At 37.3% G+C, this 15,065-nt stretch carries 12 protein-coding genes and 1 pseudogene; 10 read left to right on the forward strand and 3 right to left on the reverse strand.

All coding sequences use genetic code 11. The features are described 5' to 3' along the window. Window positions 1-134 precede the first annotated feature (134 nt). Complete coding sequence (locus ACN0TV_RS15130; RefSeq protein WP_417363889.1) at window positions 135-1,208, reverse strand: ArsO family NAD(P)H-dependent flavin-containing monooxygenase; 1,074 nt, start codon at window positions 1,206-1,208, stop codon at window positions 135-137. Between the two features lie 300 nt (window positions 1,209-1,508). Here ACN0TV_RS15130 and ACN0TV_RS15135 point away from each other — a divergent pair, with 300 nt between their 5' ends. The 3 genes from ACN0TV_RS15135 to ACN0TV_RS15145 all read left to right on the forward strand — a co-directional run bounded on the left by ACN0TV_RS15135 (window position 1,509) and on the right by ACN0TV_RS15145 (window position 3,272). After that, complete coding sequence (locus ACN0TV_RS15135) at window positions 1,509-2,225, forward strand: hypothetical protein (protein ID WP_417363891.1); 717 nt, start codon at window positions 1,509-1,511, stop codon at window positions 2,223-2,225. A 118-nt stretch (window positions 2,226-2,343) separates the two neighbouring features. Continuing rightward, the gene (locus tag ACN0TV_RS15140; RefSeq protein WP_417363893.1) at window positions 2,344-2,607 is read left to right on the forward strand and encodes a DUF2024 family protein; all 264 of its coding nucleotides are present in this window, start codon (window positions 2,344-2,346) and stop codon (window positions 2,605-2,607) included. 53 nt (window positions 2,608-2,660) lie between these two features. Then, window positions 2,661-3,272 (forward strand): MarR family winged helix-turn-helix transcriptional regulator, encoded by a 612-nt coding sequence (locus ACN0TV_RS15145; RefSeq protein ID WP_417363895.1) that lies wholly within the window; start codon window positions 2,661-2,663, stop codon window positions 3,270-3,272. Window positions 3,273-3,717: 445 nt separating this feature from the next. Here ACN0TV_RS15145 and ACN0TV_RS15150 read toward each other — a convergent pair. After that, window positions 3,718-4,341: pseudogene (locus tag ACN0TV_RS15150) on the reverse strand (IS1595 family transposase); the annotation flags it as partial. A gap of 964 nt (window positions 4,342-5,305) precedes the next feature. On the opposite strand from ACN0TV_RS15150, the gene ACN0TV_RS15155 reads away from it, so the two are divergent. From ACN0TV_RS15155 to ACN0TV_RS15185, 7 genes are all read left to right on the forward strand, one after another. After that, window positions 5,306-7,276, forward strand: a complete 1,971-nt coding sequence (locus ACN0TV_RS15155) for a Tox-REase-5 domain-containing protein (protein WP_417363897.1) — start codon at window positions 5,306-5,308, stop codon at window positions 7,274-7,276. Further along, window positions 7,277-7,765, forward strand: coding sequence for an Imm52 family immunity protein (locus tag ACN0TV_RS15160; protein WP_417363899.1), 489 nt, complete (start codon window positions 7,277-7,279; stop codon window positions 7,763-7,765). A 468-nt stretch (window positions 7,766-8,233) separates the two neighbouring features. After that, window positions 8,234-9,610 carry an IS66 family transposase gene (gene tnpC, locus ACN0TV_RS15165; RefSeq protein WP_417363901.1) on the forward strand — a complete coding sequence of 459 codons (1,377 nt, stop codon included), beginning with the start codon at window positions 8,234-8,236 and terminating at the stop codon, window positions 9,608-9,610. Window positions 9,611-10,062: 452 nt separating this feature from the next. Next, on the forward strand, window positions 10,063-10,230 hold the full coding sequence (locus ACN0TV_RS15170; RefSeq protein ID WP_417363903.1) for a hypothetical protein: 168 nt from the start codon (window positions 10,063-10,065) through the stop codon (window positions 10,228-10,230). 46 nt (window positions 10,231-10,276) lie between these two features. Then, on the forward strand, window positions 10,277-12,343 hold the full coding sequence (locus tag ACN0TV_RS15175) for an ATP-binding protein (protein ID WP_417363905.1): 2,067 nt from the start codon (window positions 10,277-10,279) through the stop codon (window positions 12,341-12,343). A 10-nt stretch (window positions 12,344-12,353) separates the two neighbouring features. Then, a complete protein-coding gene (locus tag ACN0TV_RS15180) occupies window positions 12,354-13,034 on the forward strand; it encodes a response regulator (RefSeq protein WP_417363907.1) in 681 nt (226 codons plus the stop codon). 318 nt (window positions 13,035-13,352) lie between these two features. Continuing rightward, a complete protein-coding gene (locus tag ACN0TV_RS15185; RefSeq protein WP_417363909.1) occupies window positions 13,353-14,471 on the forward strand; it encodes a Gfo/Idh/MocA family protein in 1,119 nt (372 codons plus the stop codon). A 257-nt stretch (window positions 14,472-14,728) separates the two neighbouring features. Here the strand turns inward: ACN0TV_RS15185 and ACN0TV_RS15190 are convergent, their stop codons facing one another. Further along, window positions 14,729-15,061 (reverse strand): helix-turn-helix domain-containing protein, encoded by a 333-nt coding sequence (locus ACN0TV_RS15190; RefSeq protein WP_417363992.1) that lies wholly within the window; start codon window positions 15,059-15,061, stop codon window positions 14,729-14,731. Between the last annotated feature and the right edge of the window lie 4 nt (window positions 15,062-15,065).

Consider the following 15,065-nt stretch of genomic DNA (forward strand, 5'->3'; position numbering starts at 1 on the left):
CAATTTCATAGTACAAAGTTCATAAAAGTTGCTACATGATTACCAGTCAAGAAAAAATAGTTATTAACAAAAAGGGATAACTGCTTTGTTCCCATCCACTAAAGATCAATGGGTTTGCGCGGTAAGTTTATGAATTAATATTCAGCCATGTTCTCAAAATAAGCTTTTATTTCTTTTACTGTGGCTCTAGCAGTTTTCCCTACACCGTATATCGTAGCTGATGCAAAACCTGTCCAATTACCATACCCCACCAGCCAAAGTCGGGGTTCTTTTAGGGCGCGGGTATGTTCTGTTTTAATGCGGTTGTTTTCAATAATGTTAAGTGGTTTCAAATGGTCAAGATTCGGTCTGAATCCGGTGCACCAAAGTATAGCATCAAAAGCTTCTTTCTCTCCGTTAGACCAGATTATTCCTTGCTCATAAAATGATGCAAAAGGTCTTAAATCTTTATAAATATTTCTTTCGAGACCATCTTTAACAATTTCCACCTGAACAATATCACTTAATGAAGCTTCCCCATTCTGATTTAGAGTTTCGCTCTTGAAATACCTTGAGTTCGCTTGATGGAACAAATAGCGTCCATCCATTTCTTCCGGAAGAAAACGAGGAGCATCCAATGTGATCCATTTGGTACGGGCTACTTTGGAAAGCTCTGCCAGTATCTGAGCCCCGGAATTGCCTCCGCCCACTACGAGTACTTTCTTACCTTCAAATATTTTTGTATTTCTGTAATCCACGGAATGCAGTTGCATACCCGTAAAAAGACCTTGATTTGGATAGTTAGGTACATATGGAACTCTAGTAGCTCCTGTCGCACTTACCACTGTTCTGGCATAAAGATTACCCCTGTTAGTTTCTATTTTGAAAATATCATTTTCTTTTACTACCCTATGAACAAGAGTATTTCTCTTAAGCGGAAAATTATAACGTTCTTCATAGGCTATAAGGTATTTAATAAACTCATCTCTGGTAGGGTATTCATAATTACTTTTCGGCATTTGCCAACCGGATAATGAGCTATACTCTGACGGCGAGAATAATTTTAAGCTCTCCCAAGTGTTCAACCAGGTGCCTCCCGCTCGTTTTTGATCATCTATAATCAAATAATCCAAGTCACTTCTTCTTAAGAAATAAGCTATGGAGAGTCCGGCTTGCCCGCCGCCTATAATTATGGTATCAAAAATATGCACACTGAAATATTTTTTCAAATTTATTGAATTTAATTTTCTTCTTTTTAAGTGGATTTTAAGGATGGTCGCTATAGTATCCTATTCTTGTTCCCTTCTTAATGTCTATAGCGGAAACCGGATCACAAAGAATTCTAACCCTTCAACGGACCAATCATGTATACTATTTTAAAAAAAGTATCTCAAAATTTGTTTAGTTAGGATTCCTTACTATATTTGTATAACCTTGACCCCTACCTGTTAAGGTAGATGAATAAACTTTTTAACTAACTTAGTTAGGATTCCTATCTTGAAATAATCCTGACTTTAAAAACAAAACAAATGAAATCAATTCTATTATTTACAGCACTTTTGTTCTTTGGTATTAGCGGAATCAATGCCCAGGAAAGTTATAAAAATGAAGACTTTGCCATCACTAATGTTCAGGTTTTACACAAGGCAGATTATGGGGTAACTGTTTGGGAAATTCATGTACAGGGTAAAGCAGGAGCCACAACACCTAATAAGGCAGGTCAGCTTGATGGTGCACCTGTTTTAGGCTACGTCTTCCCTACGAACTTAAACCCAACCGATGTAGGTTTTAGTCAAACCGAAGGCATTCTAGCCCTTGCGCTGACCTCTCACCCAGATTTTGACGACACACCATTATGGGATGAAAACAATGATAAAGCTTACGATAATGATGGTATAATTTGGCATCCCCATTGGGTAGTTCTTCACAAGGATGACCGTGTTAAAGGAGGTCTTGCCGTGAAAGAATTTAAAAAAGCTGATGATACCGTTGTCCTTCCCCCTACCAATCCTGGAATGCCAATGTATATGGATTCTCCGGGATATCCGGTAACGGCCAAAAAAGATGTGATCAGAGTAGTGGTTCCCGATTATAGAATTAATAACCGTAAAGACTTTAATTATGACGGAGTTACTGCTTTTATGAAAGTTAACACCAGTATAGATGATCTTCCGATGTTAGGAGTATACGAAGTTTATAGCATAGCCAGCGGGGATCTATCCTTACCTTATAAAGTAAGTGAATAAGAAAGGGTGATCACCATGGTGGTATATGGCATCAATAGTTGGTTAAGTTTCACATGGAGTGAAAACATACTTCACTCCATGTGAAAAAATAAAAAACAATTAAAAAGCTAAAAACAATATGGAAATTGCAGTATGGGACACCTATGTAAAGAGAAAAGACAATCAAATTATGCACTTCGACATTCTTGTCCCAAGTGCGCTGAAAGATGAAAACACCATTATTGATTTTGGAAAACATTATCTGAAATCCAAGGCATTCCAAACTGGCCGGATCACCTCTAAAGAATGCCAGTATTGCCATCTTGAACAAGCGACAAAAGAAGTGGAAGCATCCATTAAAGGGAATGGATATGCCATAATTGAAATGGAAAATTGTGATTAATTAATTAGGATAACTAACTTTACCTGTCGAACTCAAATTCAACAGGTTTTTTTATGGATAAGAGTATATTTAATCCAAAACAACAACAAAAAGATATTTCAAGCAAGATCGTTGCAGGGCTGGAACGTGTCTCTGAGGTGTTTAAAGTCTTGTTATGGGAAAAAGCGAAATTAGTCGGTTTGAGCCCAATTCAAATCCAGATTCTGATTTTTATTGCGTTTCACAAGCAAAATTTGTGTAATGTAAGTCACCTCGCCAAAGAGTTTAACGTAACCAAGCCAACGGTAAGTGATGCTGTCAAAATATTGGATAAGAAAGGGTTTATTATTAAAGATTACTCCAATACGGACAATCGAAGTTATTCCATTTCCTTATCGGATTCAGGAAATGATTTAATAGCACAAACCTATGACTTTTCGGATCCACTAAAAACACAGGTGGATAGCTTCTCGGATGGTGAACTGCAAAGCTTATTTGCAACCTTAAGCCAATTAATTTATAAATTAAACCGCCGCGGAATCCTAGACGTTCAGCGCACTTGCTACGGATGTAAATTTCACCAAAAAAAACCGGATTCTGATTATTGCAACCTTCTTCAAACAGAATTAATGAATCGTGAAATACGCCTGGATTGTCCGGAATTCGAGAAGAAAGAGAGCGTCTAATCTAATCTACTATATATTTACCCTTATTATTATTTTCTGATTGCCACTTTTAGAAAAACAACAAAGATCTAGGAATAACCCTTTTCTCTCTCCTCTTTTTCATGTGCCTGCAAAAAAGAAATCAAACTATTTGAATAAGAAAAACGAATCATTGCATAATAAACTATCCTACTCCCCTATAGACCAAAGACGAATATCATATTGAAGGGTTCGGCCTTTGTTTATAGGGAAGTCTTTCCTTTTAGTGGTTGTCGAGTCGCCTTACTTTGGCATATCAGGTGCGTTTTTTCCTTGGCCTTTCAATGGCATTTCTAAAAAAAGTGTTCACAACGTCTACTTTTACGGTATGGTTTGAACCCTACACAAAGCTATACTCCTACTATCTTTACTTCTGGAAATCTGATTCATGTATGGGTAATGATTACGACACTCATACCTCCAAGTGCACTACGGAATTGCAATAAACCTCATCGATGGTTTCCTTCTTTAAATCATCAATGGCCTTCATCTTTAAATAACCTACCCTGCGTGGCTTTTGTCCTTTCTTGGGGGATACCACCATTTCGCTCTCTGCCATTACCAATACTTTGCTTTTCTTTTGACTGCCCCGTCCCCGTTTCAGAGGTTCCTCTTTATGTTGTTGCGGCACCTCTGTGGTGAAAAAACCATCATCCAGCTCTATAGCGCCTGCCAGTATGTACTGGTCATCACGCTTACCCATGGCCAAACGCAGCTTGTGAACCATATGCCATATTGGAGCATAGCGCTTATGACCTAACTGCCGCTGTATCTCTTTGGCCGAAAAACTTTTTTTGGTAGAAGTAAGCAGATGCATAGTGATGAACCAGTAGCGGTAGGGAAGCTTGGATTTATGCATCACAGTACCGCTCTTTAGCGTGGTGCGGGTGCCGCAATCCTTGCATTCATATTGCTCTTTGTCCTTTTTCCAGTAATGTGAGCTGCTGCCACATTTAGCGCAGCAAACCCCAACTTGATCCCGGTATTGTTTGAACTTCACTTTGCAGCTCTCTTCATCGGGGTATTGGTTTATGAAGTCTATCAGGATCATTTTAAATGTGTTTCTTCAAAAAAAATCATTATAGGAAAATATATAGGTAATTAGAGTATATGACAAAAATTGTAAAATATTGATATTAAACTTATTACATTCTGTTAATAGCACTCTCGACAAATAATCTAGCCAATACTTGGAAACACTCACGGCTCTGCGTCCATGTTTTTTAATCTGGATCGGCCTTATTTGTCTGTCGATATAATCTCCAATTAGACAACACCACACGAAGGCAATCATCACCAAGAGTACCAGCTTCTCTAGTCGGTCCAATTTGACCACATGGGTATCTTCAAAATTGAATCCACTAGATTTTATTCTTCGGAATAATTTATGTAAAGCTTTGCATAACTTGTTCAAGCAGATCAAACAGAACTTTCCGCTAAAGTATTTTTTAGGGGATAATGAAAATACTATTGAGATACAGATATGGGCAGCTGTGCTGGATAACCTGTTGATAACCCTAGTAAAAACGTACGGTTTCCGATAGGACTAAAGCCAATCAAGCAGCGGTGCTGGATAACCTGTAGATAAACCTAGTAAAAAACAAGGTAAAGCGCAAATGGGCTTTTTCCAACTTGGTCTCCTTTATAAGGAAACAACTGATGAACTATGTAGATATATATGGATTTATGGAAGACTCGGAAGGCACTTGGAGGAAAATCCTAAACGAAAATAAAATGAATTATCAAAATTCACTGTCCCAGAAATGCTGGGGGCTTACTTCTGATAATAGAATAAACCATTACTGATTATCAGTGATGTAAATACATAAATTAATCGAATTCCGATTTTTACCGAACTCCAATGATTTACACTCCCATAAGAAATGAATTGCTTTTATCTATTAAGATTTTCTGCAATTCATTTCTTATTTTTTTCTTTGAAAAAAGGGAAAACACCCTTGTAAATCATCACTTCGACAATTACATTTGTTAGATAACAACCAAAACAATATATCTTGAAACAAAAATACTCTAAATTCATTAGAAGGATTACTATTCTTCCTTTGTTTGCCTTAATTGTGTTTCTCACCAACTGCCAAAAGGATGATGCCATTACAGGGGATGATAAGATACCAAAGACTGAACAATCTCAAGACGCTTTTGAATTTAAACAAATATCTTTTACAGACCTTTACAAAGATCAGAAATTCAAAAAAGCTTATTTGGGGTTTACATCACAAAAAGGGTTGAACTTATCTAAATCCTTAGCAGATCCTATTAACCAATTTACCATAGATTCCACTTCCATTAAGCAAATTGATTATAGGGAAAACACTACTTATACAATGTTTATAAGAAGAGAAAAAGAAAATGATGGTTATTTTGAAAACCTCGTTCTAAAGGTCGACAGTCTCCAAAATACAGAAGCCTATATTATAAAATACAATCTCAATTCACCTTTAGAGTATTACCCAGAACATAAGAGTTATAATGTGGATGCAGACGTTGAAGTCACTAGAATTGACTACAACAAAGTAAAGGGAGGTGTTTTGTCTAGAAGCACCTGTGTCGGAGTTTATGAGCTCATGTGTAATGGAACCCTTGGGAATGGGTGTACAGGTGGCTGGCATACTCCGGGACCTAATTGCCAATGCATTGTAATAAAGGAAGTGGGTTTAGATTGTAGCACTGAAGGGGGGACATCTGGGGGAGATGATTTACCTTCTGGCGGCGGCGGAGGAGGAGGAAGCGGTGATCCAAACGACGGTGTTATTACAGCGCCAAATACTGAACCTTATACCTGGGAATTGAAAAACTTTACCAGTGGAGTACTAAATAGTGAAGAGCGAGCGTATTACAACTCTAACACCAACATTAAAAACAATATTAACAGGTTTTTAATAGCTAAGAATTTTGACTCTATGGCTGAATTTGACGCTAAAGCATCTTTAGGACTGGGAAAAAAGCTCTCATTAAATTATATAGCATTTAACTGGGGATTTAATAACAGTAATGGCATATTTAAATCCACCCAGCTTTTCCTTGCACAATACAATAATAGCACTGAAGCAATTGCTTTTGTCAAAAGTATGGTAGAGTTAGACTTCTATTTAGATAGCTCAACAAGTATAATAAACACACGTCAATATCCTGAAGAAATTAAACCTTGTTGTCCGGGTGATTGTTGTCCTGACCAGTCAATATATGCCAACGATCATATAATTCTGATGCAATATGGAGTAGAGATCGTTCATGATGCTATTGATGGAACTTTCAATATATTTGTAAGCGCTACTGAATTAATAGGAAGCGATAAATGGGTTGGAAGTAGGATACGAATAATAATGGGAGAAGTAGGTGGTCTTGAAATCCCTACTGATGTTACAGACCAACAACTTGCTGAAATATTTCAAGTAAGAAAAAGAAGTGGCTCTTTAGTTGTTGAGTATAGACCAGGTGTAATTAAAAGCCTAATAGATTTAGGCTTGGATACGTTAGACGTTTTAGCTATTTTATCGCCAAGTAAAGGAGGTGGAGCATTCTTGGCTGTCCGTGGTGGAGGAAAAATTGCTGTCTCTGTCTTATCCGATTATTTAAAACTCCTTTCAAAAGGGAGTTGGCAAACTGTTTCCGAATCAATGAGTGATGCAGCCAAAAGCTATCAGGAATTTATAACGGGCAGAAAATGGAATGAAAGTTTTGTGCTGAATACTATTAAATTTGACGGGTTAAAAGACGGGGTACTCTCAGATGCTAAGTCTGGACATCTCAATTTTGTAGATTTTGTCACAGGTGAATTTAAATCATGGTGGGCTACTAGTGAATCCGGAGGAAAAGAGATGATTCGACAAGCACAAAGACAATTGACAGCAGCAAATGGAGTTCCTATAGAATGGCATTTTGAACATCAGAGTGTTCGTGATGCTGCTGAAAAATTATTTGAGGGAAGAGACTTTAATATTATACTAAAACATACACCGCGATAAATGAAACATTATAAAAGACAAAAAATCATTGTGGCATGGCATTATAGAAAACTCACCTTGAAAGAATGTACAGAATCTTTTATAATCTTCATCGAGCGTCTAAAGTTATTTGATTTAAGGCTTTATAATTGGTATGAAGGGGCTAATAGTAAAACAGAGGCAATAAAAAATAAAGCTGTTTTTGAATATGGGTATATGAAAAATAGGTTTTGTAAAAATTGTAATGACGATGATTATCCAGAGTTTACATTTGATATTGGGTTTTGGAATGGGGCATTAAAAGATGAAGAGGCTATGAGTATAAGTGCATCACTCGGAGGTGAGGCTAAATTTGGCAACAATAACTGTATCTTATCACTGCCATCTCAAGGGGAAATCTTTGAATATTATCAGGTTCAAACAAATTACAATCGCTTAGTTGAATTATTTATTGATCATTGGAAGCCTGAAAAAATTATGGGAGATGATGGAAAATGGATTTATTTATAACGATACCATAAAACCCAGGTATAATACATACTTGAGTTTATGTTTTAGGTGGTTATAAAGATGTTAAATTCATGAAATACTCTGTTCCTAAAGTAGGTGTAAATCATTGTCGCAAAAGACAATCCTATTGAAAGGCATTTTGGACAAAGACAGTTCGTGATGCTGCTGAAAAACTATTCGATAAAGCACCGATAAATATTATTTAATACATTTACCTCGATAAATGGGAGGGTGTATTTTGAACTCTGTCTGAGAATTTCCCTCGTTTAGTAACTATTCACTCGTTTTCTGGAAAACAGTTGGTTATGAACAATTTTATTGGCTTTATAAACACATTTTTGGGCCTAAATTCTTCAATATTTAAAAATCAGTGATAATTGCCCGTTTGGTTGATAACCCTCCAATAACTTGGGGTCAAAAATATTGTTCATACGGTGTTTGAGCCCGATCTTGTGTAAAATTTCTATTTTGATCGATAATCAATTAATCGCAAAGTTACTAAAAGAAGTCGAGCTGCTCAGGGAAGAGAACAAACAGTTTAAGCTTCGGGTGTTGGAATTGGAGACAAAATTAGAAAAATATGAAAACCCAAAAAACAGTGGTAATAGCAGTGTCCCGCCTTCCCAAGATCCTTTTAGAAAAACCAAAAGCCTTCGCGGGAAATCCAAGCGCAAGCCTGGCGGACAAAAAGGGCACACGGGAAAAAAGTTGGAAATGAGCAGTGCTCCAGATAAGATCGTTTTTCACGATATCACCAATTGCGATTGCTGTGGCCATGCTTTGCCAAAAGAGCCCCAGGGTTTTGATGCGCGCCAGCTATTTGACCTTCCCCCCATAAAGATGTTCGTGACCGAACACCGAAGAAACAAAAAGACCTGTGTTCATTGTGGCAGGGAGAATAAGGCCAAGTTCCCAGAAGGGCTTGTGCAACCAGCACAATACGGGAACAATTTAAAAGCACTTTGTACCTATTTGCAAAATTACCAGATGCTTCCCTATGCACGAAGCAGTGAATTCATAGAAGACCTTACGGGGCATTCCATTGCCACGGGCAGTTTGTCCAACTTTCAACGACAGTGCTTTGAACTGCTCTTGCCCTACGGGGAAGAAGCAAAGCGACAATTGCTTAAAGGCGCTGTCCTGCATGCCGATGAAACGGGGGTTCGTTTGAACGGTAAAAATCAATGGGTGCATGTATTGAGCAATTCAACGGTCAGTTTTTTTGCCCACCATCCAAAGCGAGGCAAACAAGCCATGGAGGATATTGGGGTGTTGAAACAATACAAGGGCACATTAATGCACGATAGGTTTGCCAGTTATTTTAGTTACAAATATGGACACAGCCTTTGCAATGCCCATATATTACGAGATCTGGTTTATGTCGAAGAAGCCTTCGAAGCCTCTTGGGCAAAAGAAATCAGAAAGTTATTGGTTCGTGCCAAAACAAAAAAAGGAAGGGATGAAAACCTTAAAAAATCATACTATACGAAGGTATTCAATAAATACACTTCCTTGATAAGGCCGGTTATTAAAAATTATGACAAGAAGTTCAAAAAAACCGATGAACAGCGGCTCGCCTATGCCTTGGAAAAACATAAGTATCTCTTTCTTAAATTTATAAAACAGCCAGAGTTGCCTTTTGACAATAATCAGGCAGAAAGGGACTTGAGAATGATAAAGGTCAAGCAAAAAGTGTCCGGATGTTTTAGGTCGGAGACCCACGCCCATTATTTCGCCTCTATACGCGGATACATATCTACCCTAAAGAAAAACAAACAAAACGTATTGGAAAACATGAAAAATGTGTTTCTCGAAAAACCCTATATGCCTGTAACGGGTGAATAGTTACCTCGTTTATTAAAATTTTTCCTATAGCCTCTTTTTCATGTGCCTGCAAAAAAGAAATCAAACTATTTGAATAAGAAAAACGATGCATCAACAACAAGCTATTCGTTCCTCCGATAGACCAAAGTTCAATATCATATTGAAAGGTTCGGCCTTTGAACATGTGTAAGCCCTTCTACTCAGTAGTTGTTGTTGAGTTGCTTTACTTTGCCAAACAATAAGCTATTTTCTTTGGTTTTTGATCGGCATTTCTAAAAAAGTATTCATAACGCCTACTTCTACGGTATGGTTTGAACCCTATACAATGGTATACTCCTACTATCTTTACTTCTGGAAATCTGATTCCTGTATGGGTAATGATTACGACACTCATACCTCCAAGTGCACTACGGAATTGCAATAAACCTCATCGAAGGGTAATTCACTATTGATTAATTTAAAACTTTTTAGTCATGAAAAAAATAGGCACTACGCTGCTATTGATGGCAGTCATTATCTCAGTACAATCCTGTAATCCGCCGGAGGATATAACTGAACACCATGAACTTTACACTAACCGTTTAGATGCGGGAGATGAAGTAAGTATACCTCCGGATAATGAAAAAGACGCAGATGAATAAGATTTTCTTCTGATATTTAAAATTGTGAATAACCTCCGGCATTCCAATGTTGGAGGCTTTCAATTATTTAGTAGTTTACATTAAATTTTCAAGTATTGACGTTAAGCTAATATATTGCCAATACCTTGTTCTTTTTGTAATTGTTATTTCTAATTATGCCTGTACCAGTGAAATATTCGAAAAACATGACTACAACAAGGACCAGGTATCCCTATGGCTGAAACGAAATAAAATCAGTACAGGATCCAGGGCAGAAAAGAAAATTATCATAGACAGCGCTTATCATTATACCAAAGCCGTCTCGAATGATTCCTTAAAGTATGATTACCTATCTAAAGTAGCCTCAGCATACTTAAAGATAAAGGATTCGGGCAGCTTTAGAATTATCAACGCGAAAATCATAGAATACGCCTTAAAAGAAGGTGAAACAGAATTATTAGCTGAATCTCATTGGAACTATGCCATTTTCCACCTTCGAAACCAAAGGTTTGACAGTTCCTATATTCATTATAAAAAAGCGCATGAGCTCTATGAAATAGCAGGACACTCCTACTATAGCGGGAAGATGCTATACCATATGGCCATTATTCAAAGTAGAATAAAAAACTACACCTTAAGTGAAGTTTTGCTCATCGCTTCCATCAATTATTTCGAACCACTAGGCAAGTACAAACAGCTTGCGCTTTGCTATAATCTTTTAGGTATCATACAAAGCAAATTAAAAGAACCTGACAATGCGCTAAGCTACTACAAAACAGCCATGAGATATATCGATAGGCTGGATAATGAGGAACTTCTAAAATCTCAGTTGAATAATAATATAGGGGTCCTGTTTCGCGAAAAAACAGAGTACACCACTGCCCTGGCACATTTTAATCAAGCATTGCAAGTGCCTGAACTTTCTGATACATACTCAGCCCATTTGGCGCGAATAATTGACAATATTGCGTATACCAAATTATTAATGGGTGATCCCAAAGTAAAGGCAGATGACTTTAATGAGTCTTTACAAATACGTAAATCCAACCAAGATCACATAGGTATAGTGACCAGCACCTTGCACTTAGCTGAGTTTTATGCTATAAAGGAAGATACTGCACAGGCCATATTTCTTGCAGAAATAGCACTACAAATAAGCAGAAGAATTAAAAGTCATAGTGAAACCTTGAAATGTCTCACATTGCTTTCTGAACTTGACATAGCATCAAGCAATCACTATTTGAAGGCTCATAAGACACTTAGCGATAAAATTTACTTAGCGCAAAGTAAGGTGCACAATAAATTTGCGCGAATCCAATATGAAACCCAAGAGTATCGGGAGCAAGCGAGGTCTCTACAAAATAAAAATTACCATATTATTGCATTTGCAGTCCTAATCATAGTAGTCTTAACTAAAATAATTCTCTACTCCTACCAATCTTCTACGCTTAAAATTCTTAAGCTTAAAAACATACAGAAGAATATCGAAGAGAAAATACTGAAATTGGAGAACGATAACTTTAGTGGTCAACAAAAAGAGCGGTTACGCATTTCAAACATAATACATACAGAGGTTATGGGATCTTTAAGTGTACTGCGTCTAAAGTGGTTCAGGCTACATTTAAATGGATCTAATGAGCAAATCCGAGAACAATTGTCCGATATCGACCTTCTTCATAAAGTCGAAAAAACCCTTAGGGATTTATCTAAGGGATTATATTCCAATGCAAATTCTTTTGAAACTGATTTTGTTAATGATATAACAGGTAAATTCAAAAGCCGCTGCGACGATGCCAAAATTGCGTTTCAACTCCATACAGACCAGTATATCCAATGGGAAACTATAACATTACCCATTAAGATTAAACTATATTATATAATTTCAGAGAGTTTAAACAACTGTATTAAGTACGCCAACGCTCGACATTTTAAGGTTGTATTCTATGGTTTTGAGCCAGGCTTGCATTTTGTTATAAGAGATGATGGCAGCGGTTTTATAAAGTCAGAAACTAAAGCTTCATTAGGGCTTAAACTAATGCAAAGAAACATTGAAGAAATTCACGGAAAAATAGTATTCTATCCTCAACCCGGAATAGGAACAAGGATCCACGGTCGCATCCCAACGCTAACTTAATAATGATTTCATGATGGAAAAAAAAGTAATGAATGTAGTGGTAATTGATGATCACCGGATGTTTACCAAACAGTTAAAAGACATAATACAAGAGGTAGGTGAAAAAGAATCCATGCGTATTAATACGGTAGAGGTTCATTCATCCGCTCAGGCTATGGATCTATTAGAACAAACCAGTTTGGCGTTTACCATAGATTTTGTATTTCTGGATATAAAATTACCCGACATGGTTGAAAAAAATATTATTACCGGTGAAGACATTGGTTTATTGATCAAAAAAAAAATTCCCAAAAGTAAAATCGTTGTTGTTACAACCTATAGTGAACCCTATAGGATAGGCACCTTGATAAAACAACTTGACCCGGCTGCCTTTTTAATAAAAAGTGATCTGGATCCAAAGGATATCTATTTTGTTATCAGGAAAATCTTAACTGGCGTAAAGTATTACAGCCCAACAGCATTTAAGGTACTGGAATCCTATATGAGAAATGACTATAATCTCGATGAGATAGATCGCCGCATATTATACGAACTCGCCAGTGGTGCAAACCTCAGCGAAATAGCAGAAATTGTGCCACTATCTAGGTCCGCTTTGGCAAAGAGAAAATCACAATTAAGAATACGCCTTAATGTGAAGTCCGCAGAAAACCGAAAATTGATAGAAACTGCAAGAGAATTGGGGCTTATCTAAAACCCAAAGTATTTGGAAGGTTGTAAACGTAATGATCAAACTCTAGATTTGCACGTTGGGACGCCTAAATACAATTCAGTATTTATTGAGGCTTCAAAAACCTTAGGTGAACTAGGCTCACAAGACAGCAAACAAGCGCATTACTGTCAAACACCTTATTCACTCAACCATGTAAACAACTCATTGTGGGTATTTTAATTTTAGGTAGGATAAAAATATCTCTTTGGCGACTATAAATCAATAAATCCCAAATTAGCACTTAATAAAACTCTATTTTTTTCATATTTTTAGCACACCATACCAAAAACTTTATAATTCATGAATTCACGACGCGATTTCCTACAAAAACTTACTACCTCGGCTGTAGCCTTACCATTTTTACCACTATACGCTTCATCGGAACAATTCAATTTTTACGACCAATTATATGACGGACCTGTGTTACGTGTAGCCATTATGGGATTGGGAAGCTATGGCACACGCGTGGCAGAAGCCATGCAAACTTGCAAACGCGCCAAGCTCGTAGGAGTTATCAGTGGTACACCTGCTAAAATTAAAGATTGGCAATCTAAATATGATATTCCAAAGAAGAATTGTTACAATTATGAAAATTACGACAGCGTTAAAGACAACGCGGACATTGATGCCATATATGTCATCACACCCAATGCGCTACACCATCAGGCGGTACTTCGGATAGCCGCTGCCGGAAAACATGCCATATGTGAAAAGCCAATGGCTTTGAATGCACAACAGGGACAAGAAATGGTGGATGCATGTAATAAGGCAAATGTAAAATTATTGGTGGGCTATCGCATGCATTTTGAACCCAATACACTGGAAATTATCCGAATGCGAAATGAAGGAGATTTTGGAAAAATTTTATTTTTCGAGGGACTCAGTGGATTCAAAATCGGAGATCCTAATCAGTGGCGACTGAATAAAGAATTGGCAGGTGGCGGATCCTTAATGGACATTGGTGTTTACTCCATTAATGGTGCCCGTTATATGGTAGGTGAAGACCCCATCTGGGTTACCGCCCAGGAAACCAAAACGGATCCTATAAAGTTCAAAGAAGGTGTAGACGAAACTATTTTATTTCAGATGGGCTTTCCCACAGGAGCGGTTGCTTCCTGTTTGTCCACATACAGTATGAATCATCTAGACCGATTTTTCTTAAATGGAGACAAGGGATTTGCCGAACTACAACCCTCTACGGGCTATGGGCCAATAAAAGGACGCACACATAAGGGTGAATTAACAAAGCCACATGTCACCCACCAGACTCTGCAAATGGATAAAATGGCAGGGATTATCTTAGCAGGTGAACAAGCAGTGGTACCGGTTGACGGAGTGGAAGCAGTTAAAGACCTTAAAATCATAGATGCTATTTATGAAGTATGTAAGGTTGGAGGAAAGAAAGAGTTGGATTTATAAGTACCCACTTCATACATTGAAGTTGATGCCCATCTAAATTTTTAGACATAAATACACTACCTAACTCTAGCTTAATTGTTTCGATATTACCTGATTTTCAGGCCTTATAGTTACACGATTGGTAAGCGATCAATATGCTCCATTATATCCACCAGTATTAGACTTTACAGTTTTTTCTGTTATTCCGAATTTCAAAATTATGTCCAACGGCTCGGTATATAAAGGGAGGACAGAAAAAGACGCTAAGCTTTCGGTTGCTATGTTACCTTAACTTCAAATTCGTTCATTTCCACACTGAACCGGACGTTAGCATTTAGTGCTCGAAATACTTTTAAAATGGATTCAATAGTCACATTTTTTGTATTGCGTTCCAATTTGGATATTTGTGACTTTTGAACTCCGATTAACTCGCCAAGTTGCTCTTGTGTCAAATTCCTTTCTTTTCGGACAGACTTAATCATGTCGCCAAGCACTTCCATTCGCAAATCAAACTCATATTTGTCTCGTTCTGGCGTTCCAACTTTTCCGATGTCCTTGTCCTTCATTTGGTCGAGTGTCATCATTTTCATATTTTTATTTTTCGTTGCCATAATT

The sequence above is a fragment of the Galbibacter sp. genome (assembly GCF_048266365.1).
Classification (GTDB): domain Bacteria; phylum Bacteroidota; class Bacteroidia; order Flavobacteriales; family Flavobacteriaceae; genus Galbibacter.